At 56.1% G+C, this 24,823-nt stretch carries 24 protein-coding genes; 15 read left to right on the top strand and 9 right to left on the bottom strand.

Annotation, left to right across the window (positions count from 1 at the left end; all coding sequences use genetic code 11):
* Window positions 1-58: 58 nt before the first annotated feature.
* From JC616_RS00505 to JC616_RS00485, 5 genes are read left to right on the top strand one after another with little or no spacing between them, the layout of a single operon-like run.
* On the top strand, window positions 59-478 hold the full coding sequence (locus tag JC616_RS00505) for a GPW/gp25 family protein (protein WP_227106111.1): 420 nt from the start codon (window positions 59-61) through the stop codon (window positions 476-478).
* Window positions 475-894 (top strand): hypothetical protein, encoded by a 420-nt coding sequence (locus JC616_RS00500; protein WP_227106109.1) that lies wholly within the window; start codon window positions 475-477, stop codon window positions 892-894. The genes JC616_RS00505 and JC616_RS00500 overlap by 4 nt, the downstream gene beginning before the upstream one ends.
* A gap of 25 nt (window positions 895-919) precedes the next feature.
* Complete coding sequence (locus tag JC616_RS00495; protein ID WP_227106107.1) at window positions 920-3,640, top strand: baseplate J/gp47 family protein; 2,721 nt, start codon at window positions 920-922, stop codon at window positions 3,638-3,640.
* A gap of 30 nt (window positions 3,641-3,670) precedes the next feature.
* Entirely contained in the window at window positions 3,671-3,847 is a 177-nt protein-coding gene (locus JC616_RS00490) for a hypothetical protein (protein ID WP_227106105.1), read from the top strand.
* 41 nt (window positions 3,848-3,888) lie between these two features.
* Window positions 3,889-6,732 carry a hypothetical protein gene (locus JC616_RS00485; RefSeq protein ID WP_227106103.1) on the top strand — a complete coding sequence of 948 codons (2,844 nt, stop codon included), beginning with the start codon at window positions 3,889-3,891 and terminating at the stop codon, window positions 6,730-6,732.
* Between the two features lie 1,766 nt (window positions 6,733-8,498).
* On the opposite strand, the gene JC616_RS00480 is transcribed toward JC616_RS00485, so the two are convergent.
* On the bottom strand, window positions 8,499-9,278 hold the full coding sequence (locus JC616_RS00480; protein ID WP_227106101.1) for an IS3 family transposase: 780 nt from the start codon (window positions 9,276-9,278) through the stop codon (window positions 8,499-8,501).
* A gap of 84 nt (window positions 9,279-9,362) precedes the next feature.
* Window positions 9,363-9,656 (bottom strand): transposase, encoded by a 294-nt coding sequence (locus tag JC616_RS00475; protein WP_227106099.1) that lies wholly within the window; start codon window positions 9,654-9,656, stop codon window positions 9,363-9,365.
* A gap of 128 nt (window positions 9,657-9,784) precedes the next feature.
* Between JC616_RS00475 and JC616_RS24485 the strand changes: the two genes are divergently transcribed.
* Window positions 9,785-9,913, top strand: a complete 129-nt coding sequence (locus JC616_RS24485) for a hypothetical protein (protein WP_255701169.1) — start codon at window positions 9,785-9,787, stop codon at window positions 9,911-9,913.
* A gap of 67 nt (window positions 9,914-9,980) precedes the next feature.
* Here the strand turns inward: JC616_RS24485 and JC616_RS00470 are convergent, their stop codons facing one another.
* Entirely contained in the window at window positions 9,981-10,169 is a 189-nt protein-coding gene (locus tag JC616_RS00470) for an antitoxin PaaA2 family protein (protein WP_227106097.1), read from the bottom strand.
* A 355-nt stretch (window positions 10,170-10,524) separates the two neighbouring features.
* Here JC616_RS00470 and JC616_RS00465 point away from each other — a divergent pair, with 355 nt between their 5' ends.
* The 3 genes from JC616_RS00465 to JC616_RS00455 are packed head-to-tail and all read left to right on the top strand — an operon-like array spanning window position 10,525 to window position 12,787.
* On the top strand, window positions 10,525-10,752 hold the full coding sequence (locus JC616_RS00465) for a hypothetical protein (RefSeq protein ID WP_227106095.1): 228 nt from the start codon (window positions 10,525-10,527) through the stop codon (window positions 10,750-10,752).
* A complete protein-coding gene (locus tag JC616_RS00460) occupies window positions 10,749-11,495 on the top strand; it encodes a DUF5131 family protein (protein ID WP_227106093.1) in 747 nt (248 codons plus the stop codon). Before JC616_RS00465 ends, JC616_RS00460 begins: the two co-directional genes overlap by 4 nt.
* Window positions 11,496-11,515: 20 nt before the next feature.
* Window positions 11,516-12,787: a three-Cys-motif partner protein TcmP gene (locus JC616_RS00455; protein ID WP_227106091.1), complete on the top strand. Its 1,272-nt coding sequence runs from the start codon at window positions 11,516-11,518 to the stop codon at window positions 12,785-12,787.
* A gap of 45 nt (window positions 12,788-12,832) precedes the next feature.
* Here JC616_RS00455 and JC616_RS00450 read toward each other — a convergent pair whose 3' ends face one another.
* Window positions 12,833-13,765 (bottom strand): three-Cys-motif partner protein TcmP, encoded by a 933-nt coding sequence (locus tag JC616_RS00450; protein WP_227106089.1) that lies wholly within the window; start codon window positions 13,763-13,765, stop codon window positions 12,833-12,835.
* Between the two features lie 354 nt (window positions 13,766-14,119).
* Here JC616_RS00450 and JC616_RS00445 point away from each other — a divergent pair, with 354 nt between their 5' ends.
* On the top strand, window positions 14,120-14,962 hold the full coding sequence (locus tag JC616_RS00445) for a bis-aminopropyl spermidine synthase family protein (protein WP_227106087.1): 843 nt from the start codon (window positions 14,120-14,122) through the stop codon (window positions 14,960-14,962).
* Window positions 14,962-15,537: a hypothetical protein gene (locus JC616_RS00440; RefSeq protein WP_227106085.1), complete on the top strand. Its 576-nt coding sequence runs from the start codon at window positions 14,962-14,964 to the stop codon at window positions 15,535-15,537. The genes JC616_RS00445 and JC616_RS00440 overlap by 1 nt, the downstream gene beginning before the upstream one ends.
* Here JC616_RS00440 and JC616_RS00435 read toward each other — a convergent pair.
* Both JC616_RS00435 and JC616_RS00430 read right to left on the bottom strand, forming a co-directional pair.
* Entirely contained in the window at window positions 15,534-16,190 is a 657-nt protein-coding gene (locus JC616_RS00435) for a hypothetical protein (protein WP_227106083.1), read from the bottom strand. The genes JC616_RS00440 and JC616_RS00435 overlap by 4 nt on opposite strands.
* Window positions 16,171-17,184: an ImmA/IrrE family metallo-endopeptidase gene (locus JC616_RS00430; RefSeq protein ID WP_227106081.1), complete on the bottom strand. Its 1,014-nt coding sequence runs from the start codon at window positions 17,182-17,184 to the stop codon at window positions 16,171-16,173. Before JC616_RS00430 ends, JC616_RS00435 begins: the two co-directional genes overlap by 20 nt.
* A gap of 409 nt (window positions 17,185-17,593) precedes the next feature.
* Here JC616_RS00430 and JC616_RS00425 point away from each other — a divergent pair, with 409 nt between their 5' ends.
* Window positions 17,594-18,367, top strand: coding sequence for a hypothetical protein (locus tag JC616_RS00425; protein WP_227106078.1), 774 nt, complete (start codon window positions 17,594-17,596; stop codon window positions 18,365-18,367).
* 204 nt (window positions 18,368-18,571) lie between these two features.
* On the opposite strand, the gene gyrB is transcribed toward JC616_RS00425, so the two are convergent.
* From gyrB to dnaA, 3 genes are all read right to left on the bottom strand, one after another.
* Window positions 18,572-20,962, bottom strand: a complete 2,391-nt coding sequence (gene gyrB / locus JC616_RS00420; RefSeq protein WP_227106076.1) for a DNA topoisomerase (ATP-hydrolyzing) subunit B — start codon at window positions 20,960-20,962, stop codon at window positions 18,572-18,574.
* Window positions 20,963-21,111: 149 nt separating this feature from the next.
* Entirely contained in the window at window positions 21,112-22,221 is a 1,110-nt protein-coding gene (dnaN, locus tag JC616_RS00415; protein ID WP_048408090.1) for a DNA polymerase III subunit beta, read from the bottom strand.
* Window positions 22,222-22,275: 54 nt separating this feature from the next.
* The gene (dnaA, locus tag JC616_RS00410; protein ID WP_107801092.1) at window positions 22,276-23,670 is read right to left on the bottom strand and encodes a chromosomal replication initiator protein DnaA; all 1,395 of its coding nucleotides are present in this window, start codon (window positions 23,668-23,670) and stop codon (window positions 22,276-22,278) included.
* A 457-nt stretch (window positions 23,671-24,127) separates the two neighbouring features.
* Between dnaA and rpmH the strand changes: the two genes are divergently transcribed.
* Genes rpmH through yidD form a run of 3 tightly spaced genes read left to right on the top strand, consistent with a single transcriptional unit; the run spans window position 24,128 to window position 24,817 of the window.
* On the top strand, window positions 24,128-24,262 hold the full coding sequence (gene rpmH, locus JC616_RS00405) for a 50S ribosomal protein L34 (RefSeq protein WP_048408088.1): 135 nt from the start codon (window positions 24,128-24,130) through the stop codon (window positions 24,260-24,262).
* 4 nt (window positions 24,263-24,266) lie between these two features.
* Entirely contained in the window at window positions 24,267-24,632 is a 366-nt protein-coding gene (gene rnpA, locus JC616_RS00400; protein WP_039753648.1) for a ribonuclease P protein component, read from the top strand.
* Entirely contained in the window at window positions 24,608-24,817 is a 210-nt protein-coding gene (gene yidD, locus JC616_RS00395; RefSeq protein ID WP_107801093.1) for a membrane protein insertion efficiency factor YidD, read from the top strand. Before rnpA ends, yidD begins: the two co-directional genes overlap by 25 nt.
* Window positions 24,818-24,823 lie beyond the last annotated feature (6 nt).

Raw genomic sequence — 24,823 nt, 5'->3', positions numbered from 1 at the left:
ATTTCAGAGAACAGGGAAAACCGAGAACGTTCATGCACTCACAAACGAGAGTACCATTATGACTACCAATACCACGGGACGTCTTGGTCGAGGCTGGGCCTTTCCTCCAAGCTTTACTCTGGCAAATGGCCCCAACATGGTCGAAGACCAGCTTGACATTCGTCAAAGCCTGCAAATTCTGTTCAGCACTCTGCCAGGTGAACGCATTATGCGCCCTGACTATGGCTGCGACCTGAATGCCTATATATTTGAAAATATCAGCGAGGACCTGCTGGCTGACATTCGCCGTACCATCCGAGACAACATACAACGTCACGAACAGCGGGTGGAGCCGCTCGACATCATCATCAAGCAAAACAAACTCCAACCTACCCAACTGGACATTACGCTCCATTACCGCATTCGCGGTACAGACGATAGTGGGCGGGTCCGCGGCGAATTAAAAATCGTCGCCTCAGAAGGAGGGCTCCTCCTATGATGGACATCGTCATTGTCGATGGCACCGCCCTAGTGTTTGAACCCATGTTCGGCAACCGCATCGTCACCCCTTGCGGCCCAGCGCAACTCCGCGGCAGCGGCCATCCCACGATGCAGGGACGCAAAGTCTGCGTGGCCGGGGATGAGAAACAGGTGCAGGTCAACGCCATCTACACCACGGCCACTCACACCATTCCCGGCAACGGCGTCATCACCATCAGCCTCACCGCCAACCAACAGGCGACACACGTAAAAAGCGGCGCATCCTGGGTGCTCAAGGGCCAACAATTCATCGCCCAATTCCGGCCCACCACCCCGGCGCAACAGCCCGGCACGCCGCCGGTACCAGACGTGACCACGCCCAGTCTGGGCAAAGGCCAATTCATGCCCACCCAGTCGGTGGTGCGGGGCAGCTAAAACCCTAAAACGGAAGCACAACACCATGTCTAGCCAGAACCCTATTCCCCATGTAGAGGCCTTCGCGCTGGACCCGCGCGGCATTGAGGAAACACTGCGCGACATCAAAGACTACACGGCCCTGATTCCCTTTGATGAAACTGCCCAAGGGGATGGCGACAATAACTGGGGCCGCATCTTCTTCCCCGGCGGCGACACGGACATCACCCACCTTGCCGAGCGCTACCGCGCACCAGATCTGAGCGACGGCGAACTGCCGCCGCATCAGGCGTTTCTGCTCGCCTTTCTGCGGCAACTGGAAACCGCTAAAACCCTGCTTAACAGCCTGCCGGCACGACATCGCCAATTGTATTACCGCGACCTGCTGGGCTTGGCGCCAAGAGGCGCCCAGGCGGATCAAGTCGTCGCCTCCTTCAACCTCATGCCGGGCGCAAACGAGCAACTGCTGCTCGCCGGCGTCGCGCTCAACGGGGGGCAGGACAGCCTAGGACAAGCCTTGCGCTACCTGTTGGACGCACCGTTGCAAATCAACTCCGGACGACTGAGCGACGTGTACTGGACGCGCCCGTCGAAAAACGGCACCTGGTGCCATGTCGTGCAATCCGGCGAAGAACCGCCATTTCCCACCGACGGCGTACGCCTGTTCTCGCCACAGCCGCAAGACTACCCAGCAGCGAATGGCCGCGTGATCGCCGCTGATATCCTTGCCTTATCTAGCGGCCAGCGCACACTCAGCATCACCTTTGCCAGCGCCCCCAACTGTACATTGCAAGCCGCAGTCAGCACGAAGCAAGGCTGGCTGGCGCTGCCGCCCGTCACCGTGAGCAGTAGCGCCACAACCGTGGCATTCACCGTGGCCGCCGATCAACCCGCCCTCAGCCCGCCGCAGGGTTTGGATGGATTCATCGACACCACGCCGCTACTCAAACTCAGCCGCAATGACGGCCTGACAGTACCGGTCGTCAATCAGATTGAGGTCACTGTCACCCTCCCCGCCGATGTCGCCTTTCGCACGCAAGACGGCGTCGCGCAGCCGGATCAACCCTGCCTGCCTTTCGGCGCCGAGGTGCCACAAGGCTCGGCGGTACGGCTGATGGCGCCGGACTGGTGCCGAAAATCCCAAGCCATCCAAGTCACGCTGACGCCGGAATGGCAAGGCTTGCCGGAAGGGCAGAGCTTTGCGCAGTGGTATGCCGGCTATACCAATGCGCCTGTCAACGACGACACATTCAAAGTGACGGCGGCCGCGCTGAGCGCAAACGGTTGGAAGACGCTCGACGCCGGGCAGCCCTTATTCGCGAGCAATGCCAATGCCGCCACCGCGCCCGCTGGCCGGCCGCTCACATTCACCTTCACCCAACTGCTCTGCGACGTCGTCGACAGCGCCGACCCCGATGACTGGGCCAGTCGCCTGCGGCTGACCCTGGAGCCGACCACCTTCTTACATCAGCAATACTGGCAACTCGTCAATGCAGGGGCAACCGGCTTGACCCCCCCCTACACCCCGCAATGGGCCGGACTGGACATTGCCTACACTAGCACCCAGCTTATCGAAGTTAACGCACAATACCGGCTCACCCCATTCGGCCACCAAGCAGCCGGCGCAGAGGAAGACGAACCCGCACAGCCGCAACTCTATCTGGGCCTCAGCGACATACTGCCCGGCCAGCAGCTGTCCTTGTACTGGAAACTGTGCAGCCCGCAAGCGCTGGATGTGGACTGGCAATACCTGAACCAAAACAACCAATGGATTGCGCTCAACGCCGACGTGCTGGACGGCACCGACGGCCTGTTCGCCTCCGGCCTATGGTCCGCCACCTTGCCCAACGACGCCGGCGACCAGTCCGCCCATATGCCGGCCGGCCGTTACTGGCTGCGCGGCGTAATGACCCCCACTCAGCCCCAGAAGTCGGATCTAGGCGCAACCACCTCTGACTACCCGCAGCTGCAAGGCCTGCTGGCCAATGCCATGACCGCCACCCTGGCCGACCCGGATACCATGGCGGCTGATCATTTCGCCCAGCCTCTGCTGGCCGGCCGCGTGTCGAAAACCATGAATGCGGTGCTCGGCCTGGCCGGCGTCACCCAGCCCTGGCCTTCGCAACACGGCCGCCCGCTGGAAGCCCTAGACGACTTCAACCGCCGCATCGCCCAGCGGCTGTCCCACCGCGGCCGCGCGCTGCGCCAACACGATCTGCAAATGCTGCTGCGGGATCTGTTTCCAGAAGTGGGCTCCGTCATTTTGCCGGAGGGTCCCGGCACACCTGGCAAGCAATTGCTCACCGTTATCCCGGCGCCGGACTGGCGCGACAACGACGACCCCAAGCGTCCGGCATTCAACCCGGCCCGGCTGGATCGCATGCGCCAGGCTATGCAGCGCCTGACCTCGCCTTGGGCGGAAATCGATATTCTCAATCCTGTCTACATCGGCGTCCTAGTGACATATGCAGTTACCTTTGTCGAAGGTATTAGCCCGGCTTTCGGCAATCGCCAAGTGGATGAGGCGTTAGTGCGCCAATATATCCCTTGGACTGGGAATAAAAACCGTACAGTCATCTCAGACAATATACTGGACTACTACGAAATATTATCTTTTATACAGCGGCAGCCATTGGTAGAAACTGTGCACACACTGTTTTTGAATGGAAAAACCGAGTCTATCACGGCTGCACGGGGTGTCGTGTTGATTCTAGAGCCAGGACATGAAACAGTTAAAATTCAGTTGGCAAACCCAGCCAGATTTTAATTAGATGGGACGTATTTGATTGGGGAAAACATGAACCATCACACATGTAATATCGACACCACTTTAGGACCTTTGACCACAATAACCTGCTCCTGCCAAAGTTACGGCAACAGTCTGGTGGCCAAGGCAAAAGTCAGCAACACCCACGACAATCCGATCATTGCCGACAGGTATAACAACCAGATCCGCAAGATCAACGATTTCTAACGCACGCCCCACACCCGGCAACCTTTTGAAGAAAGCCGCCCATGACCCAACGCACTGTGGTCGACCCCGTCGTCCTCCAGGCCATCCACTTCGACACCCTGTGGCAGCAGGCACAAGACACCCTGAAGCAACAGTCCGGCCAGGTGTGGACCGACACTGACGAACACGATCCCGGCGTCACCCTGCTGCAGGCACTGAGCTATGGCATGTCCGACCTGGCCTACCGCCACATCCTGCCGTTGCGCGACATACTGACACCCGCGCCTGACCTCCAAAACGGGGATGGCTTGTTTCCCCATTCGTTCAGCCCAAATGAGGTGCTAACCGTATCGCCCATCACCGAGGAGGACTACCGCCGAGCGCTATTAGATCTCGTGGGCAAGGTCAACGGCGTCACGCGCTTTTTATTCCGCAATGCCCTGCTGCTTCCGGAAACCATCGATCAAAGATATACGTATTACTACGATCCAAAACTGCGCGAGTATCATTTCACCAGCGACGAAGACGAGGGCAAACAGAAGTTCACCGTACAAGGCTTTTACCGCTTGCAGGTAGAGTTGAACCGTGACGTGCCCCAAGCAATAGCCGAGCCTATCCTGCAGGAATTTTTACAGAACCACCATAATGTGTGCGAAGGCGTGCGCGGAATCGTCTGGCTAGCGGCACAACCCGTCAATGTGGAAATCACGCTGGAGTTGGAAGACGATTTCCAGAACTACGCCATCCTGATGGCCCAGCTGTATCTATGCGTGGAGAGCTACATCAGCCCGCAGGCACAGCGCGCGACGGCCGCGGAGCTACGCGCCGCGGGCTGGACCAATGATGAAATTTACCAAGGCCCCAATCTGGCGCATGGCTGGATTAGCACGCTGCCGCCCGTAGAGGATCATAATACGGCGCACACCCTGAACCTTAACCCCCTGGCTTCGCCGCTCCAGATGCTGACCGGCGTCAAAAGCCTGCAGGCCTTGCGATTTGACAACGGGACTTGGGAAGTCAGTATCCCCGCCCAAAAGTACCCGCAGCTTTGGGGCCGCACGCCGCTTCAGGTCTTGGCGGCAGGGCAGCGAGTGAAACTGATGAAGCGCGGTCAGAAGGTAACCATAAGTGAAGAGGAAATCAAGCAAGCCCTCCCCTCCACCCCCGTACTCAACGAAGCCTGGGTATCCCTTGAGTACGGCCGCCACCGCACCCCAGAGCGTTACTACCCAGCCAGCGCAAAAATCCCGCCATGTTATCAACTGCAAGACGACTTGGCGTTGCACACCACACGGCATCTTCACCAGTATCTCTTGCCATTCGAGCAATGGCTGGCCAGCGGTTGCGACCAACTGCGTCTGCTACCGAGGTTGCTATCGTTTAACCAACAGCTCGACACCACGGTCTGGGGCAATCAATGGCCCTTCGTCAATGACACCGTGGCCTATGCCGTGCATCAGGCATATCAGCCGGCACTGTTGGCTAAAACCACCATGCAAAGCCAAAACGAAGAGCAGAAATTAGCGCTGCTCAACTACCTGCTGGGCTATTTTGGCCAGCAGCGCGCCGACCGCACCTTGCTCAACGCGCCGGACTACTTATCATCACAATGCTCGCTGATTCGTCTGAACAGCCAGTTGAATTACCAGGCCGGCCAATTCTCCGCCAACGCCATGTCCAGCATACAGCGCCGCATTGCTGCGCGCTTGGGTTTTGACGAAGGCGTATTTAATGAGCCGCCGGATTGGACTCACTTGCCTTTCTACTTGATGGAGCACGCTGCGCTCTTGACCCCGCCGCCAGGAACGGCAAATCTCTCGTGGCAAAAAATCACCCATCTCCAGACAGAAGACGAGTCCTTGGCCCTCACCTCGGTCACTCCTGTGAACAGCGTCTTCCAAGGACAATTGCTGGAACTGCAATACACTTCCGACTCCAACGCAACGCCAATCATCCTAAACGCCTGCGTGGTATTGAAAGTGGATAGCGACACCAAGACCATCGCCCTAGAGATCAACCCAGCGCTACGCTCCTTCCTACAGGAACTCCTAGCCGCCCCAAGCGCAGTGCAATGGCGCACCAGCCGCCTCTGGATGCAGGACACCACCTTTCCCCTGATCTATCCACCCGCTAACGTGCAATCACCCCAGCTGTCCCCTCAGCCGGGGCAGAAAATCATCACGGCGGACAACTTTCCGTCCAGCTTGGCGGTAGGCGACAAACTCGTGCTCTATCGCCATTTTTCACCGGAGGGCAACTTACAACATGCCCCCTTAGCCGAGGGTGATTGCGTTGCGATCGTGCGTGGCATCGATACGCTACGCCGGCAGTTACTCATTGAGGCAGACGCAAACTACACCTTGCCGGAAGACCAGCATCAGAATCGTTACCGTTGGTATTTCGATCGAGATCGCGAGTCCGCCCTGCCAGACCGTTTTTCTTTCATCGTAAGCGCAATATTCAACGAAGACTTGCTACTGGGCCCGCAGAGCCATGTCACAGAGCCTCAAGTCACCGCAGCCTGGGTTGAGCAGATTGTACACGAAGAGCTGCCATGTCATGTCTGCGCCGAAATGCATTGGTTGGAAAGCCGCTATTTCAACAACTTTGCGCATACCTACGCCAAGTGGATAGCAAACGATAGACTCTTAGGAGTGTCATCGTTCCATCTATTGGACTACCTCGCCCTGGGTACCCTGCCTTCCGGCCTGGAGGGTATTGGCAACATGCGCATCGCCACCGACGCCCAATTCAAAGAGGTATTCGCGGGAGCCGCGCCAGGAGAGTGGAACGCAGAAGTCATTCATGACAATGCATTATTTTATGTTCCCGCCGAGCCATCTAGCACCTCAATCATACTAGACTCAGTTGGAGAGGCCGCCGCGCCAGGGCCGATTCAACACTAGTCCAGCTACATATTTATCACCGCCAACTCACAGACCGGAGAAAGAATATGAAAAAGAAAAATCAAAACCAAGGCCCCTTGGAAGGCACCGCAGACTCGATAACACCCAGGATCAATGTGAGCTCAAATGAGCTCAAGGCCAAATTCGCGGCACGGTCGATTCCGCTGGAGGGCGATTTTGCAAATCTGATCGATATGGCGGACGCGGGCTGCCGAGCGTTGGGACAGGGGAAGGGCCAGACCGGGCCCGGTGCGGGCTTACAGCTGGATACCATCAGTGGGCTGTTGTCGGCGAAGACGGATACAGCGGCAGGCCTATCAGTGAGCACGAGCGGGGTCGGCATTAACACAGCCGTCTCCAAGGGATTAGCGGTAAGCTCAGCCGGACTAACTGTCCAACTAGATGGCACGGCCTCGGGGCTCGCATTAAACTCGGGAGGTCTGGCGATTAAAGCGAACACAGCGGCAGGCCTAGCAGTGAGCACGAGCGGGGTCGGCATTAACACAGCCGCCTCCAAGGGATTAGCGGTAAGCTCAGCCGGACTAACTGTCCAACTAGATGGCACGGCCTCGGGACTCGCATTGAACTCGGGAGGCCTGGCGATTAAAGCGAACACAGCGGCAGGCCTAGCAGTGAGTACGAACGGGGTCGGCATTAGCACAATCCCCTCCAAGGGATTAGCAGTAAGCTCAGCCGGACTAACTGTCCAACTAGATGGCACGGCCTCGGGGCTCGCATTAAACTCGGGAGGTCTGGCGATTAAAGCGAACACAGCGGCAGGCCTAGCAGTGAGCACGAGCGGGGTCGGCATTAACACAGCCGCCTCCAAGGGATTAGCGGTAAGCTCAGCCGGACTAACTGTCCAACTAGATGGCACGGCCTCGGGACTCGCATTGAACTCGGGAGGCCTGGCGATTAAAGCGAACACAGCGGCAGGCCTAGCAGTGAGTACGAACGGGGTCGGCATTAGCACAATCCCCTCCAAGGGATTAGCAGTAAGCTCAGCCGGACTAACTGTCCAACTAGATGGCACAGCCTCGGGGCTCGCATTGAACTGGGGAGGCTTGGCGGTGAAGGTTCCCCCTACCTCAGAGCTGAAGCTTGGGCCTGAGGGGATAGAGCTGGATGCGAGGGTGGCCTTAGCCCGAGGAATGGGAGCGTCACATGTGGCCTGGGGACACGGGGCGACGGCGTTCTATGGTAATAACAACAGCGTGTATTGGATGCAGTTCGTAGGGGCCCCAATATCCCAGCTCGCCCCGCAATCGGGGACGTTTGGTCCGACGATTATTATCCACGGGGACAGCACCGGAAATTGGTTTTCACGTGTGATGTCAGTGACAGGCCATGAGAGCGATTGGATTGACTTCATAGGCAAATTGATTTGCCATGTCCTAGCGAACCCCAACGCCAGCTATTGGGGTTGGAAGCCGGTCTGGAACGCGGTATAGCCGCATGCGCGAGCAAATTTAGGCGAGGAGACGCGAATGCAATGCCTCCATTTTCGAAGATATGCTCCAATACGTTCATTCGACGCCCTTTACTCATAAAGCCGGGCAATCCGCATCGCGCCGCCGTAAAGCCTCCGCAGAGATGAGTCCGGGGCGAAGCTGAGCCCCAAAAGCAGACGCCGCGCCTGACGCAAACGATAATTCCATATCCGAATACTGGCGCAGTGTCAAACCGGAAAAACGGTATTGACCTGCGCCGCAACGCGGCGCAGCTGACAGCGGCACTGGTCTGTCCCGAGCTCGGTGGACGGTTGGTTAAGCTCTGAGCAGCGCCTGGCGCTGCTCAAATTCTATCGGGCTCAGATAGCCTAGCGTTGAGTGGCGGCGCTGGTGGTTGTAGAACCGAATGTAGTCAAATATATCCCACCGGGCTTCGTCGTAGCTCCGATAACGAGTCAGGTAAACCCGCTCCGCTTTCAGTGAACGAAAGAAGCTCTCCATTGCCGCATTGTCCCAGCAGTTTCCTGCACGGGAATGGCTCGGCAAAATGCCGTGCCGTTTGAGCAGGACCTGATAGTCGTACGCGCAATACTGACTACCCCGATCGGAATGCAGCAGTACTTCCCCTTTCGGCTGACGTCGAGCTACGGCCATCGTTAAGGCAGCATGGACCAGCTCTTGCTGCACACGGTGATGCATCGCCCAACCCACCACTGCACGCGAGTGCAAATCCAGCACGATGGCCAGGTATAGCCATCCTTGCTCGGTCCGAATGTAGGTCATATCCGACACCCAGCGTTGATTCATCCCGGGGGCCGCAAACTGGCGCTCCAGTCGGTTCGGTGCCACCGGCAGCACATGTTTGCTACCAAGAACAGGCCGCCAGCGTTTACGTGAGCGCACCTGCAAGCCACTTTCCCGCATCAGACGAGCGATCCGATGCCGTCCGCAGTTCATCCCCTGTGCGAGCAGTTCGGCATGAATCCGCCGATGCCCATAAATGCCGCTCACCTCGGCAAACACCAAACGGATTTCCCGTAACAAGCGACGATTGGCCATCTCTCGCGCTGAAGCGCGGACGCTGCCGCCATGCATAGTAGCCACTGCGAGAGACACGCAACAGCCGGCACATCAGCGCCACCGGATACCGTTCGGCTAGCGCTTCAATGACCTGAAACCTTACTTCGTGGGGTGCGAGAAGATGGCGAGCGCCTTTTTTAACACGTCGCGCTCCATGGTGACGCGTGCGAGTTCGTCGCGTAGCCGTTTGAGTTCAGCGGCTTCTCCGAGCTGTTTACCGTTGCCAGGGAAGGCCTGTTCGCCGGCCGTTAGATACTGGCGCTTCCATTTGCCCAGTAATGCCTCAGTGATGTCGAGCGCCTGGGCCACGTGACGTAGCGAGCTGCCGGCCAGCACTTGCTCGACGGCTTCGCGTTTGAAAGATTCGGGAAAGCTTCTACGGGTTTGGGTCATGAACACTCCTTGGTGGAGATTATCCACCTTAAGTTAGTGTCCACTGAGCCCGGGACAGACCATTCGGCATCCCCATTGTGCCAGACTGGCGAGTCGGTCCTCCAACACGAGGGCAGCAGCAGGATGGCATGCTTAAGCTTCTGCAGTGGTTGTGGGGCTGGACCCATTTAACAAACCAAACCATCGGAAAGTTTCCATTCGATGATTTGTGGCGGGATCTTGAAGCTGATATTGAAGCTGAAAGTGGTTTTTGGTGAGTTTATTGCTGCCAGATAAAAGATATCGAGCCCACTTGCTCCAGAATCATCTCTGAGCGATTACGACTCATCTTTTTCCTTCAGCCAAGCGTCTTCGTAGCTCTGCGCGCTTTTTGGCGAAATAAATTTCAGCCTCCTCATGTGGGACACCAGGAGCAGGGTCATCTATGGCCGCTTGGACTGCTTGGCGTACATAAGCGTCATAGGCCTCGGAGGAGGAGGTCTCCACGGGAGCTGTTGGTTTGGGCTTTTGCATGGTTTGTATCCTTGCTGGCAGGGGTACGACTTTGGTCTTGGTTAGACCGAGAGCCTTCAGAACATCAAGTAGAGATGTCTGTTTGATCCGCGTGGCACCGAGGGTGTTGTCCTCAGTAATTCCAACGGGCAGCCCATCTTCGCAGATAGTGGTTGTTTGTCTACTTGCAAGCCAGCCGCATGAGAACTCAGCATCGTGAGTCCTGAAGAGCGACCTGCTCCGAAGGAGGGCCATCGATTCATTTTACCTGTTGTATTTCCCACCTGACACGTAAAAACACCATAAATATCAGCAATTTAAATTTTAATTTGCATAAAAATGCGTATGATTACAGTGTAATCAATGAGTGCGGCACATGACAACAACGCGAAAGCAGCAACTGGCCACAGCCCAGGACGGATATCGCAAGCGCCGGCGCAAAGAAGGTTTTTCATGTCTACAGACATGGCTTCCGGGAGAAGCTATGCAGAACCTAGCGGAACTCAGAAAAACCTTGGGGCTAGGCCAGGCAGAAATACTGGAGTTGGCAATTGCCAAGTTGCAGAAAGAGTTACAAAATCGCGATAATGAGGTGCAATTATGACAACGGCAAGCAAAATAGAGTGGACTGAGCGAACTTGGAACCCGACAGTGGGGTGCACCAAGATTTCCCCTGGGTGCAAGCACTGCTACGCAGAGGGTATGGCCGGTCGATTACAAGCGATGAAGACACCCGGTTACGAGAACGGTTTCGAATTGACACTGTTGCCACAACGTTTGGATGACCCACTGAAGCGTAAAACGCCGACCACCTACTTCGTGAATTCCATGTCGGATCTGTTTCATGAGGACGTACCGTTCGACTATGTGGCGAAGGTTTTCGATGTTATCGAGCGCGCACACTGGCACACCTTCCAGATCCTGACCAAACGGGCAGATCGCTTGGAGGCATTTTTTGCGGGTAGAACGGCTCCGCCCAATGCCTGGCTCGGTGTGTCGGTCGAGGATCGCAAGTACGGTGTGCCGCGCATTGATCACCTGCGCCGCGTCGATGCGGCGATTCGTTTCCTTTCAGTTGAGCCGCTGCTTGAGGATGTCGGCATGTTGGACTTAACCCACATTCACTGGGTCATCGTGGGTGGGGAGTCCGGACCCAAAGCACGGCCGATGAAAATCGACTGGGTCGACTCGATTCGCGGCCAATGTGAAGATGCAGGCGTCGCATTCTTCTTCAAGCAGTGGGGTGGCTGGGGTGCCGATGGTGTGAAACGTGCGAAGAAGTACAACGGTCGTGAACTGCATGGCCGCACTTGGGACCAGATGCCGGATACAGAACAACGAATCTAAGATAGAGAAGCCAGGACGGGATGACAGCCAATAACAAGTATTTGTGGAAGCTGGGGTCCCGGCCTCCAGCGTTGCAACAACACAGCGCGGTCAAACACAAAATTATTCAGTCCTATGTGCGCGACTACATCATGACACTGATGAAACGCGCCAGCATCCCCAAGCTACAACTAACCTTGGTGGATGGCTTCTCTGGCGGTGGTTGCTATCTGGACGAGGGAGGCCTGCCAGTCGACGGCTCCCCTTTGCTGATGATGAGGGCTGTGCAAGAGGCACGTGCCCTTCTCAATCTTGATCGGACTATTCCTCGTGAGGTCAATGCCGACTATGAATTCATCGACATCTGCCCCGATACGGTCGAGTACCTGCGCTATTGGCTGAACGGTCGCACAGAAGAGGGAACCATCTCTTCCTATGACACTCAGCGCGTGCGGGTGCAATGTGGTGACTTTCTCAAAGAGTTGCCACGGCTGATTGATACGATCCAACGCCGCAAGATGGGGGAGCGAGCCATTTTCGTGCTCGACCAGTACAACTACTACGATTTGCCGCTCCCCTATATCAAGCAAGTCTTGCACTCTCTAAAGAACGCAGAGGTGATCCTGACTTTTAATGTTGGTGCGATGATCACCTTCCTGTCGGATCGGGCCGCCAATCGGAAGCCGATTGAACATATCGGTCTGGATAAGCACATTCCCTGGAAAGATATCAAGTTGATTAAGGCTGAAGATCAGCAGACTTGGCGTCGCACACTACAGCGCTATATCGCGCATGGCATACGACAGGAAACCGGTGCCCACTATGCGACTCTATTTTTTGTGAAGCCACATGGCCTCAACAAGTGGGACTACTGGCTGATTCACCTCTCCAAGCACTACAAGGCCCATGAGGTGATGAAAGATCTGCATTGGCAGCACGCAACTGAGTTTGGTCATGAACTGGAGCCTGGGGTGTTCATCCAGGGCTACGATGCCAATCAGGATCAGGAATACACAGGGCAAGACACATTTGACTTTGGTAAAACGTCCAGGGACGCATGTGTGGACGGATTACGCGAGCATTTTGGCCATCAGTTGGCCGAATTGCGACAACCGATCCCGCTTGGTCAACTCGTATATGCCTGTGCTAGCCAGTCACCTGGTTCAACTCAACATTTCCTCGAGGCGGCCAAGCTGCTACACCACTCAAACGACGTGATCATCACCAGTGCCGATGGCAGGAAGCGGCAACATTCCAAACATTATCACCTGGATGATGTGATTGAGTTTTCCCCTCAGATACGGCTGATCTAAAGGCAAATCTTCGCACAGATGACAAAGCCAAATTTGTGCCAGAAACTAGCCAAATAAACCTTCCGAGGCAATCACTGGCCCAGTACGCAGTGACTTTGTTTTTAGCTTCCCGGTCAACTGCATGTTCAACAGATGGCCGGCAATACGTTTGGTGAGCTTAACGGCACTCGGGCTGGAGTTGGCTGATGCAAAAAACAAGGCAAATATGGGAGACCCTTGATCTGGTAGCTTGATTGGGTCCAGCACAACCGGAAAGATGGTATGTAACTGTCGTTGCATGTACGCCAGAATCTCGTCTTGGCTGAGCACCCGTTGCCGTTTTGTTGCAGTCTCTTCTGCCGCGAATAAGTCAGTTTGATCGGTATCCCGGTAAAAGTCCTTCATCCAATCAGTCGTGCCGAACAAGCGTGTCAGTGCTTCTGACTTGCTGGCATCGACCTTGTCGAACTGATTCGCTGCCTGCCGACACACGGCGTTGAGTGGGAATAGATACCAGAGGTCAATGGCACTGGTGGCCGCGATCTGTTGCAAGGTCTCCCAGCGCACCGCCATTCCATAGGGATCCAGAAACATGACGGCGCGACTATCCTTCCAACTGATCTTCCGGAGTAACTCACTGACTCGAGCATTGCCGTCCCCGGCCAACACCTCGACTCGTTTACCAGGATAGGCCTGCGCCAGCTTGTTGAGTGCTTTGACATGCTTGGCTTTGATATCGATGAAGTAATAATCGTCAAAGCCAGGTTGGACCTCGAGAGCTCGCTCGGCAGAGCCACTGATCCGAACGGTTTTTCCATCAAGATTGATCGCGCACTCGCCGGTGCCGGCGAAGGCGTCTATGAACACCCGCCTAAATGGCGAGCGAGGCAGTGGCTTGTCCTGCAGGGCGGTGTTAAACGCCTCCAGGTAGCGCTGCAGCATTTCCAGCTTGATCACCGTCCAGTTACCGCCAAAGCCGTGGTAGTGCAGATCGCTCATTGCCAAAGGTCCGTACCATACCATTGTCATGGTAACTCATAATCACTATGCATGACAAGGTGGAAGGCGATGGTCTCGGGGGGGATAGCAGAAAAGCGAGTGGCGTCTTGATAGTGACCTTGTTCTATTCATCCATGTAAGTTTCCTCTTGCGCCGTTCTATAACCGCTCAAAGCCAATGACAAATTCATGTTACTGAGTCGGTTCACATGGTACTCATGGGTTGGAGCAAATGATTGTCAAAACCACATGACATATTGCTATAGTATCTATTGTACGTTGAGTTGCAAGCTATTCTATCCAAACCAATTAGTTCTAACTGAAATATAGTTGACCAATTTCATTGGGGTTAAGTATGGCAGAGCGAAAGGAAATTGATCTTCGGGCCGCAATTAATGCGATTTCGGATGTGGTTCAGAACCGCCCCCGCCCACTAAGGGAAATGGACCAAATCTATATGAAAACTGGGGATATGGTTCTCCAAAGTGAGATGGTCGCTAAGTGGGCCGACGGAAAGAGGTTAGCTTTTATCGGGGACGGGGATGCAATCAGTGTGAGCGTTGCTTACCTGATGAGCCGTGAGATACTGAACTACGGACCTGCCAAGATTCAAGTATTCGATTTCGACGAACGTATCTGTGGTGCCATCAAACGCTTTGCGGACCGCGAGGGCATCGAGATGCTTGATTCAACCCTCTACAATGTGCTGGAAGCCTTCCCAAACATTGGAGAATTCGACTGTTTCTATACTAATCCCCCATGGGGGGCTAGCAACGGTGGTGACAGTGTCAACGTTTTTTCCCAGCGAGGGATGGAAGCAGTTGGAAACAAGGGGGAAGGCATGATTGTGATCGCTGACGATCATGAGCTTGAATGGCCACAGCAGGTTCTGGCCGCAGTCCAGAAGTTTGTATTGAGTGCTGGGTTTTACGTTCAGCGCATGGCTTCCAAGGTGCATCAATATCACCTAGATGATAACCCCGATCTACGCTCGTGCAATCTGATGATCAAATCTTTGCCGGGCATACTTCCACCTCAGAATTCGGAGCCGATTTCCGATCAGGCCCGCCTTGAGCACTTCTATGGTAGAGATCATCCGATCAAAATTAGGTATGTACGCGAGAAAAAGCGCGTTGATTATGGCAAGGCGCACGATGATGAATATTGCTATGAAACATTCGTTGAGGAAGGAAAGTAATGGCCGATATCATCCAGCCCAATCGGGGAATTCTATTCATGAAAGTAGGTGTTCATGCTCAAGAGACTCTTGAGGACATAATTGAACGTAAGACCAAGGAAATTAAAGATGCCGGTTTTGCTTTTTGGGGCTACGGAGGCAATACTTGTCATCCAACTACGATGGTACAGCCTTTTGTTGAAGGCCATGCGGCACGCGGAGAGAAGGTAGTTCTGTGCATGAATGAGATACTATCGAAGCACTTTGCCGACCCAGTTCGGGCCGAACTCTATTCGACCGATGGCGTCAGATGGCAAAAGGTACCTAACGCTATCAATGTCCTGGGTTCCAGATATGCGTTGGCGATCAAGGATCTTCGGCGTACAAATCTGGAGCTCCCCTTGGCAAAGTCCGCAGTCGCCATCGGAAATAGCAAGGGAATGCTGGGTGTGCAATATATCAGAGGTCGAGTTGACAAGGCATGCCTTGAGTTATGCGAAGGTGCCGATATTCCGCGAGCTCCCGACGAAAAATCTGTACAGATCGATTTAGTGGCCGAACTGTGTGAACCCTACGCTGTCTTCCTCAAAAACTAGATTGGATAGGCAACTAAGACTCCTGGCGCATCTGCTTGGCTACTGTGGATGTAGCTAACGAGACCATCTTGGCATGACTCGAGCGGACTACCACCAGAGTAGCAGCCCAGAGCCATCGTTAGGCTTATATCGATAGTTTTTGGCAGGGCGCATATGGAAGGTTGTACTGACTCTAAGCCAGACTTTTCAATCATCCATAACACCAACTGCTCAAGGGAGGCAACCTTTCCATGAATATGTTCACATGCTTCGTGCTCCCGCAGGGCTGCTATCGCTTTGATGGCACGTTTGTCACCTGTCATCATCAACTCGATTTCGCGGGCAAGCATCAAGGCGCAAAGTTGACTCTCACCCAAGTCCAAATCTACGCCGAATGCAATAGCGGCACTTTCAAGTTGAGCGGCTAGCTCCAGTTCTTCAGGATTGGGCTCAATAGCAGCAATAGAGGTTATAGCTTCTAGGAAGTGTATTTTTACTTCTTCTAACTGATGACCTTCCAGTTTCTTCTTGAATTTGCTGGCCACGACGAATTGTGCTGCAGCAATCATTCCAAAATCTTTACTCCCGAAGGGTTCAGTTTCAAGTAGAAGTTTCAATAGTTTGTATGACGTAATTTTGAGTAAAACATCTGTATCAATCAATGCCCAAGCCATTCGCGCCCCCCATAACGGCTTTCACAAAATGCACGCTCTCATCGCTTAGATTTTGCCAATCCATCTGGTGGGATGCTATGCGGTTGACGACCTTCCAAGCGGGTATGGGGTCAGTGTAAATATGCTTCATCGCATTCTGTACAATTGCCCATTCTCCAGTGGCATAACCGTAGCATAGCGCAAGCGTCCCAGGCTCAATACGGTTGTGGGAGCCTAAGGTCAATGCCTTATTGGCAAGCTCGCGTGCATTGTGGCCTTGCCCTTGTTTCGCTATCTCAAAATCAGGATTACCAGTGAGCAGCTCCAGAGCGTAACGATCCGCCTCAATCTCTTCATCGTCCTTCTCCTGTGAGTTATCATCCTCTTCCATGTCGAGGAGTGCAGACCCTGTCTCAACGTGGCCACAGGCAATATGGCCGATCTCATGTGCCAAGTAAAACGCAATCGAAGCAGGGTACAGTGAGTCTTTGGCTAGTAAAATGGCGTAGCGATCCTTGAGGCGAGCTACCATTGCGCTCATTTTTTTTGCCGCCAGTGGATACACGCGCAGATGAATCACTGGTACACCAATGCCCCACATTGTTGCTAGTAGTTCCAACAACCCCACGTGCGGGTTATTTTTAAGAATTAGATGACGTAGTTTTGAGGCTGTAACGCCATCTAGAATTTCTACCTGTTTGACTGACTTGACAAGCATTCTGGCAACCGATTTGCCAAAAGCTGTGATCGCAGGTTTATCGTGCTGGTCATTACCCCTGAAATTCTTATATTTCGCTGAGTCGTCCCAAATAAATTGAGGAGACTGTTCATCGAGCACAGTTAACGGATCGAGGCCTAGATTTCTAGCCAAAGAAAAGCGTAGCTCTGCTTGCGCCGAAGGCGAAGCATCTGCTGCGTCGCTCCACCATTCTGGCCAAGCGGCATTAATCGCGGAATCAGTCAACCCGGTAGACTTTGCAAGGCGCTGTCTGAACTCTTGTGATTTACTCGCCAAAATGTCTCCACAAGTATGATGAGCTAGTCCTAGCTTTGGCTCTTTCGCTCTTCTACGATATATGACCTTGTGCTCTCTATCAATTTTGCTAGTAGCGCTGCATGTGAGGGGCTGCCATCCCACACCTCGTCTATAAGCTTATGCAGGTCGCTAATCTGTGCACTTTCTTCAACTTCTATTCCAAAAAATGCACACAAACGAAGGGCGTTTGTTCCCTGGCTTTTTACTCCCTGTCCCAGAAGCCGGCGCACAGCATAGAAATTCACTCCACTAGCTCTCGATAGAGCAGTAGGGGAGCCTGTGTACTGAGCAAGCGCCGCATTTAATTTAGCTCTGGCAACTTCCCACTTGATTTGCGATTTGTGCATATTACTGTATAATAACAAAAAATTGCACATTTGAGACTTCAATGTTTTACAACCATGCCAGGCCACCTGCTACAACCAGCCATAGTGCCGGAGATTCCGTTCCTGATATCTTCTGCTGGACAAAGATGGGGGCTGAAGCTGGGCAAACACTCGATGCCATCATTCGGCGTAAAGAGCTGGAGCGCCTAGCGGGCAATGGAGTGTTTGCATGGGGCATCGGTAACTCCCTTGGTACAAGTGTTGACTTGGCTCGGCAAATGAGCCCCAGTGGCAGAGTCGACGTGCTATTCACGCCGATGAAGAGCCCTCCAAAACAGATTGATGCCTCACCTTCTCAAACCTTCTTATGGCTCTACTACATCGAGAGCGATGGCCGTATTGCCTCCCTTCCAGGGCACCTCCTGATCACCAGCCGGGGTGGGGAGCACAAGAAGGCGCACTATGCGCTCCTTTGCCATAGTGAAAGCAGTATTGAGGATGATGTGCTGGAGCATTACATTTATGCAGCAAGTGCACGTAACCTAGCTAGTAGTAACCGTATCGGCTCATCGCAAGTAACCTCTGTGGTGCGTTACGGTTTGGATGCTGTTGCACCCGATGATGCACCTTACAAAGTCGCTTTCCGAGCAGCGTTGCACCAGCAAGGTTTCTTGAAGTTGGTTAGTCCAGTTTGTTTGGAGGGGGCGATTGCCAAGCTATACCATCAGGCGTGTGCCGCGACATCTGCGATGGAGTGGCTCTCTTTAGCCTCGGAGGTACGCAAAATGGCTGAGGAGCTCGTTATACCAGTGCCTGGAACGGATCTATTTGCCTAGTCTGTCCAGGAGAGGCGACAAAGTGGTCAGAAAAGTGGGTAAGCATGACGCTTGCGACCTCGGGGCTGGAGCCTTATAAGTATCAAGGAAAGAAAAATGGCCTCCAATCTTGGAGGCCATCCTTCTCACCGCCTAGGCTGCGTGTGAAATCCCAAAAATCTAGAAAAGTGGGAAAAATCTAGATACTCGTGGGATCCTACACCCTCACACATCAATATTCCGCGCAATCAAGGCATTGCCCTCGATGAAGTTCCGGCGCGGTTCCACTTCGTCGCCCATCAGGGTGGTGAACACGTCGTCCGCACTCATCACGTCTTCAATGCGCACCTTCAGCAGGCGGCGCACGGTGGGGTCCATCGTGGTTTCCCACAGCTGTTCCGGGTTCATCTCGCCCAGGCCTTTATAGCGCTGGATGTTCATGCCCTTCTTCACTTCCGCCAGCAGCCAGTCCAGCGCTTCGCCAAACTCCGCCACCGGTTTCACGGTTTCGCCGCGTTTGACGTGGGCGCCTTCGCGCAGCAGGCCGCTGAGCATGTCGCCGGTTTTCTTCATTTCCGCGTAGTCGCCGGATTCCAGGAAGTCCTGGTCCATCACCGTCACCATCACGTTGCCGTGCAGTTTGCGGATGATTTTGATCAGGTGGCCGTCGTTCTTTTCATCGCGCAGCAGTTCCAGTTCGATGGCTTCCGCCGGCAGCAGCGCGCTCAGTTTGGCCAGCGCGGCGTCCGCTTCTTGCTGGCTGCTGAGGGACAGCGGGCCGGTCTTGAGCATGGCTTCCAGCACCAGCGGGTCGATTACGCGGCTTTCGCGATCAATCACGGAGCGGGTCAGCAGGAACTGACGGGCAATCTCGCCCAGGGTGTCGCCGGACAGCGCGGCGGCGCCTTCCGCCGGGATCAGTTCGGCCTTTTCCAGCGCCAGTTGCAGCAGGAACTGATTAAGCTCGGAGTCGTCCTTGAGGTAGCGCTCTTGCTTACCCACTTTGGCCTTGTACAGCGGCGGCTGGGCGATGTAGATGTGGCCGCGCTCCACCAGTTCGCTCATTTGGCGGTAGAAGAAGGTGAGCAGCAGGGTGCGGATGTGCGCGCCGTCCACGTCGGCATCGGTCATGATGATGATGCGGTGGTAGCGCAGCTTGTCCGGGTTGTATTCGTCCTTGCCAATGCCGCAGCCCATGGCGGTGATCAGGGTGGCCACTTCCTGGCTTTGCAGCATTTTGTCGAAGCGGGCGCGTTCCACGTTCAGGATCTTGCCCTTCAGCGGCAGGATGGCCTGGAATTTGCGGTCGCGGCCTTGTTTGGCGGAGCCGCCGGCGGAGTCACCCTCCACCAGGTACAGTTCGCACTGAGTGGGGTCTTTTTCCTGGCAGTCCGCCAGTTTGCCGGGCAGGCCCAGGCCGTCCATGATGCCTTTGCGGCGGGTGATTTCGCGGGCCTTGCGCGCGGCTTCACGGGCGCGGGCGGCTTCCACGATCTTGCCGCAGATGATCTTGGCGTCGTTGGGGTGTTCCAGCAGATAGGTTTTCAGCGCTTCGCTGATCACTTCATTGACCACCGGGCCAATTTCGCTGGAGACCAGTTTGTCCTTGGTCTGGCTGGAGAACTTGGGGTCCGGCAGTTTGACGGACAGCACGCAGGTCAGGCCTTCGCGCATGTCGTCGCCGGTGGTGTCCACCTTGGCCTTTTTGGCCACTTCGCTCTCTTCAATGTACTGGTTCAGCGTGCGGGTCATCACCTGACGCAGCGCGGTCATATGGGTGCCGCCGTCGCGCTGGGGGATGTTGTTGGTGAAGCACTGGACGCTTTCCTGGTAGGAGTCGTTCCACTGCATCGCCACTTCTACCGTCATACCGTCTTTTTCGCCCAGGCCGTAAAACACCTTGGGGTGCAGCACGTTCTTGTTGCGGTTCATGTATTCCACGAAGCCCGCCACGCCGCCGGAGAAGGCGAAGCTTTCTTCCTTGCCGCTGCGCTTGTCTATCAGGTTGATGCCCACGCCCTGGTTCAGGAAGGACAGCTCGCGGATGCGCTTGGCCAGGATGTCGAAGTGAAACTCCACCAGGCCGAAGGTTTCTTCGCTGGCGCGGAAGGTCACTTCCGTGCCGCGGTGATTGGTGTGGCCGGTGACGGTGAGCGGGGCCACGGCGTCGCCGCGGCGGAATTCCATTTCATGGACTTTGCCGTCGCGCCAGATTTTCAGACGCAGCCAGTCGGACAGCGCATTCACAACGGAGACGCCCACGCCGTGCAGGCCGCCGGAGATCTTGTAGCTGTTGCTGTCGAATTTGCCGCCGGCGTGCAGGATGGTCATGATCACTTCCGCCGCCGATCGCCCTTCTTCCGGGTGGATGTCGGTAGGGATGCCCCGGCCGTTGTCTTCCACGGTGATGGAGTTGTCGGGGTTGATGATGACCTTGATGGTGTCGGCATGGCCGGCCAGCGCTTCGTCAATGGCGTTGTCCAGCACTTCAAACACCATGTGGTGCAAGCCGGTGCCGTCCGAGGTGTCGCCAATATACATGCCGGGGCGTTTGCGTACCGCATCCAATCCTTTGAGGACTTTGATGCTATCCGCGCCGTATTCCTGTTCGCTCATCTGCTGCTTTCTGTATGGAGAGGGGCCGGGCGGGCCGGGAGTGACTCCTGGTGCCGCGCGGCCGGCCTCTGCCGGTCAATCTGAAAATCCGTTTGCCGGGGCGGGGGCTGGGCCTCCGCCGCCGGCGGGCTGCCGGGTGGCGGCCGACGTCAAATCCGCATGGGCATGACGATGTATTTGAAATTGCTGACGTCCGGTATGGTCACCAGGGTGCTGCGGTTGGAATCGCCAAAGGCCAGTTGCAGGGTGTCCGCCGGCAGGTTGGTCAGCACGTCCATCAGGTAGTTGATGTTGAAGCCGATTTCCAGCTCGCCGCCCTGGTAGGCGATTTCCAGTTCTTCTTCCGCTTCTTCCTGCTCGCTGTTGGTGCAGAGAATGGACATGGAGCCGGGCTTGAGCACCAGGCGCACGCCGCGGAATTTCTCGTTGGCCAGAATGGCGGCGCGCTGCAAGGCGTGCAGGAATTCCAGGCGTTCAATCAAGAAGATCTTGTCGTTGTCCAGCGGGATGACGCGGTTGTAGTCCGGGAACTTGCCGTCCACCACTTTGCTGATGATGACGGTGGAGCCAAAGCTGAAGCGCACCTGGTTGGCCAGCACTTCGATGTTGATCGGGTCGTCGATGTCCTGCAGCAGCTTGTACAGCTCGATGATGGTCTTGCGCGGCAGGATCACTTCGGACTTGGGCAGGTTGGCTTCCACGTCCGCGCTGGCAAAGGCCAGACGGTGGCCGTCGGTGGCCACCAGGCGCACCTGGTTGCCGTCGGTCTGCATCAGCAGGCCGTTCAAGTAATAGCGGATGTCCTGCACCGCCATCGCGTATTGCACCTGGGAGATCAGGCGCTTGAGTTCGCGCTGGCTCAGGCTGAAGCTGGAGTCGCTGGCGCTGCCCACGGACAAGAGCGGGAAGTCGTCTGCCGGCAGGGTTTGCAGGTTGAAGCGGCTCTTGCCGGCTTTCAGGGTCAGGCGGCCGCCGTCCAGTTGTTCCAGGGTCACGGTGGCGTTGCCCGGGATGGCGCGCAGGATGTCCTGCAGCTTTTTGGCGGAGGTGGTCAGGCGGAAGTCTTCGCCCGGCAATTCGTCGCTGCTGGCGGTGGTGATCTGGATTTCCAGGTCCGTGGCCAGGAAGCCCACTTGTCCGCCCTTTTTCTCTATCAGCACATTGGACAGGATGGGCAGGGTGTGACGACGCTCGACAATGCCGGTGACTGCCAGCAGTGGCTTGAGCAGGGCATCGCGTTCGGCTTGCAGGATCAGCATGGGGCGGGCTCCCGTTGGGTGTTTGTGAGTCGGTTCAAGTTAGGCTTCATGGTCTTAGTTACGCAGCATGGCCAGCAGCGTATCGTAATCGTGAGCGATATCGGCGTCGTTGCCGCGCATTTCGGCAATGGTCTTGCACGCGTGCAGCACGGTGGTGTGGTCGCGGCCGCCAAAGGCGTCGCCGATATTGGGCAGGGACAGCTGGGTCAGTTCCTTGGCCAGCGCCATCGCCACCTGGCGCGGCCGGGCGATGTCGCGGCTGCGCTTTTTGCTGTGCATGTCGGACAGCTTGATCTTGTAGTACTCGGCCACGGTTTTCTGGATGGCGTCCACGGTCACTTGGCGGTTGCCGGCGGCCAGGATGTCCTTGAGCGCTTCCTTGACCAGTTCCAGCGAGATGTTCTGATTGGTGAAGCGGGCGTAGGCCACCACGCGCTTGAGCGCGCCTTCCAGTTCACGCACGTTGGAGCGCACGTTCTGGGCAATGAAGAAGGCCACGTTGTGGTCCAGCTTGATGCTGTCCGCCTCGGCCTTTTTCATCAGAATGGCCACGCGCATTTCCAGCTCCGGCGGCTGGATTTCCACGGTCAGGCCCCAGGAGAAACGGGAAATCAGCCGCTCTTCCATGCCTTCTATCTGCTTGGGGTAGCTGTCGCAGGTCATGATGACCTGCTTGCCGCCCTCGATCAGCGCGTTGAAGGCGTAGAAGAATTCCTCCTGGGTGCGGTTCTTGCCGGCGAAGAACTGAATATCGTCGATCAGCAGCAGGTCCAGCGAGTGGTAGTAGCGCTTGAATTCGTCAAAGGCCTTGTGCTGGTAGGCGCGCATGATGTCGGCCACATAGCGTTCGGCGTGGATGTAGCGGATCTTGGCTTGCGGGTTCTTTTGGAACACGTGGTTGCCGATGGCCTGGATCAAGTGGGTCTTACCCAGGCCCACGCCGCCGTAAACAAATAGCGGGTTGTAGGCTTGGTCACCCGGGTTTTCCGCAATCTGCATGGCCGCGGCGCGCGCCAGCTGGTTGCCCTTACCGGTCACCAGGGTGTCGAAGGTGAACGAGGGGTTGAGCCGGGTGCTTTCGTGGCTGCCGCCAATGGCTTTGACCGCGGCCTGCTTGGCCTGGGACGGCGCGCTGGGCGTCGGCACGCTGGGCGCGGGCTTGGCTTTGGCCGGCATCACCGCGGGCGCGGCGGCTGGACGGCCGGCGGGCGCGCCCAGGCGCAGTTCCACCAGGCATTCCCCCACCAGCTCCACCGCCAGTTCTTCAATGCGCGCCAGGAAGCGGTCCTTGATGAACTGCATGATGAAGCGGTTGGGCGCAAACAGCGCGATGCCCTCTTCCGTGGTTTCGGCCGATAGCGGCTTGATCCAGGTATTGAACTGTTGCGAAGACAGTTCGGCCTCCAGGCGGGCCAGGCAGCCAGGCCAAAATTGATCCAGTTCGGTCATTACATATACGCAAGTAAAAGCGAAAAACCCGCTGTCGGCTTTAAGGCCAAGCGGCGGGAGAAGCCGCCGCGCCCCGCGCTTGGGGCGGACGACGTGTGTTCGGCATGATTCAAGGGCCGCGTTCCGCGCATCGCCGGGCCGCAAGACGGGCCAGGCATGGACGGAGCGGCCCCCGAGAACCGCTGGCAAAATTCCTGGATCCGGCACGCGCCGCGCTTGCGCGGGCGCGCGTTGCTCCAGTGGGTGGGGCTGAATTTTGGCAGTGCTTCTCTGGGTTGGCGTTCCGCCCCGGCGCGCGTTCAATAATTGCGCAGCGGACTCGGAACGGTAAGCCTTGGCATTCTAACGGTTTTTCTCAAAGTTATCCACAGGTGCTTAGAAAATTCCTCATTGACAAACCGGCGTTTATCCTGTCAAATCACGCGTTTATTTCCGTTTCGAAACAGGAATTCCAATCATGAAGCGTACTTACCAGCCCTCCAATACCCGTCGTAAACGCACCCACGGCTTTCTGGTCCGCATGAAGACCCGCGGCGGCCGCGCAGTGATCGCAGCCCGTCGTTCCAAAGGCCGCAAGCGTCTGGCCGTATAAGCCTTTGTCGGCTTACCGCTTTCGCCGTGCGCACCGGCTATTAAAAACGGATGAGTTCTCATCCGTTTTTAGTTTGCGGATGTCGCGCAGCAACGCCACGTTCCAGGTATCGGCCCGGCCCAATGAATTGGGGCACGCGCGGCTGGGCCTGGTGGTGGGCCGCAAGGTCCACAAGCGGGCCGTGCGCCGCAATTACATCAAGCGCACGGTGCGCGAGTGGTTCCGCCTGAACCGGCAAACGCTGCCGGACATGGACTTCGTGGTCCGCGCCAAGGTGCCTTTTACGCGCGCCGAGCGAACTGAAGTGATCACGGCTTTGTCTTCTCTGTTTGCTAAACTGGCACGATGTCGCGCCTCTTCATCCTCCTGATCCGTTTTTACCAGCTGGCTATCAGCCCGTGGCTGGCACCGCGTTGCCGCTTCCAGCCCACCTGTTCCAGCTACGCGATCGAGGCCATGAAAAAGCACGGCGCACTCAAGGGCGGCTGGCTGGCCGCCAGACGCATCGGACGTTGCCACCCCTGGGGCGGCAGCGGCTACGACCCAGTTCCCTGAACTTAA

This window comes from Chromobacterium rhizoryzae (genome assembly GCF_020544465.1).
Taxonomy (GTDB): Bacteria; Pseudomonadota; Gammaproteobacteria; order Burkholderiales; family Chromobacteriaceae; genus Chromobacterium.
Note: the sequence above shows the minus strand (reverse complement) of the source record. Positions and strands in the feature narration are given on the sequence as shown.

Coding starts and splice junctions, on each gene's coding strand:
- JC616_RS00505 (WP_227106111.1), top strand. CDS start 59: ATGACTACCAATACCACGGGACGTCTTGGTCGAGGCTGGGCCTTTCCT.
- JC616_RS00500 (WP_227106109.1), top strand. CDS start 475: ATGATGGACATCGTCATTGTCGATGGCACCGCCCTAGTGTTTGAACCC.
- JC616_RS00495 (WP_227106107.1), top strand. CDS start 920: ATGTCTAGCCAGAACCCTATTCCCCATGTAGAGGCCTTCGCGCTGGAC.
- JC616_RS00490 (WP_227106105.1), top strand. CDS start 3,671: ATGAACCATCACACATGTAATATCGACACCACTTTAGGACCTTTGACC.
- JC616_RS00485 (WP_227106103.1), top strand. CDS start 3,889: ATGACCCAACGCACTGTGGTCGACCCCGTCGTCCTCCAGGCCATCCAC.
- JC616_RS00480 (WP_227106101.1), bottom strand. CDS start 9,278: ATGCATGGCGGCAGCGTCCGCGCTTCAGCGCGAGAGATGGCCAATCGT.
- JC616_RS00475 (WP_227106099.1), bottom strand. CDS start 9,656: ATGACCCAAACCCGTAGAAGCTTTCCCGAATCTTTCAAACGCGAAGCC.
- JC616_RS24485 (WP_255701169.1), top strand. CDS start 9,785: ATGCTTAAGCTTCTGCAGTGGTTGTGGGGCTGGACCCATTTAACAAAC.
- JC616_RS00470 (WP_227106097.1), bottom strand. CDS start 10,169: ATGCAAAAGCCCAAACCAACAGCTCCCGTGGAGACCTCCTCCTCCGAG.
- JC616_RS00465 (WP_227106095.1), top strand. CDS start 10,525: ATGACAACAACGCGAAAGCAGCAACTGGCCACAGCCCAGGACGGATAT.
- JC616_RS00460 (WP_227106093.1), top strand. CDS start 10,749: ATGACAACGGCAAGCAAAATAGAGTGGACTGAGCGAACTTGGAACCCG.
- JC616_RS00455 (WP_227106091.1), top strand. CDS start 11,516: ATGACAGCCAATAACAAGTATTTGTGGAAGCTGGGGTCCCGGCCTCCA.
- JC616_RS00450 (WP_227106089.1), bottom strand. CDS start 13,765: ATGAGCGATCTGCACTACCACGGCTTTGGCGGTAACTGGACGGTGATC.
- JC616_RS00445 (WP_227106087.1), top strand. CDS start 14,120: ATGGCAGAGCGAAAGGAAATTGATCTTCGGGCCGCAATTAATGCGATT.
- JC616_RS00440 (WP_227106085.1), top strand. CDS start 14,962: ATGGCCGATATCATCCAGCCCAATCGGGGAATTCTATTCATGAAAGTA.
- JC616_RS00435 (WP_227106083.1), bottom strand. CDS start 16,190: ATGGCTTGGGCATTGATTGATACAGATGTTTTACTCAAAATTACGTCA.
- JC616_RS00425 (WP_227106078.1), top strand. CDS start 17,594: ATGTTTTACAACCATGCCAGGCCACCTGCTACAACCAGCCATAGTGCC.
- gyrB (WP_227106076.1), bottom strand. CDS start 20,962: ATGAGCGAACAGGAATACGGCGCGGATAGCATCAAAGTCCTCAAAGGA.
- dnaN (WP_048408090.1), bottom strand. CDS start 22,221: ATGCTGATCCTGCAAGCCGAACGCGATGCCCTGCTCAAGCCACTGCTG.
- dnaA (WP_107801092.1), bottom strand. CDS start 23,670: ATGACCGAACTGGATCAATTTTGGCCTGGCTGCCTGGCCCGCCTGGAG.
- rpmH (WP_048408088.1), top strand. CDS start 24,128: ATGAAGCGTACTTACCAGCCCTCCAATACCCGTCGTAAACGCACCCAC.
- yidD (WP_107801093.1), top strand. CDS start 24,608: ATGTCGCGCCTCTTCATCCTCCTGATCCGTTTTTACCAGCTGGCTATC.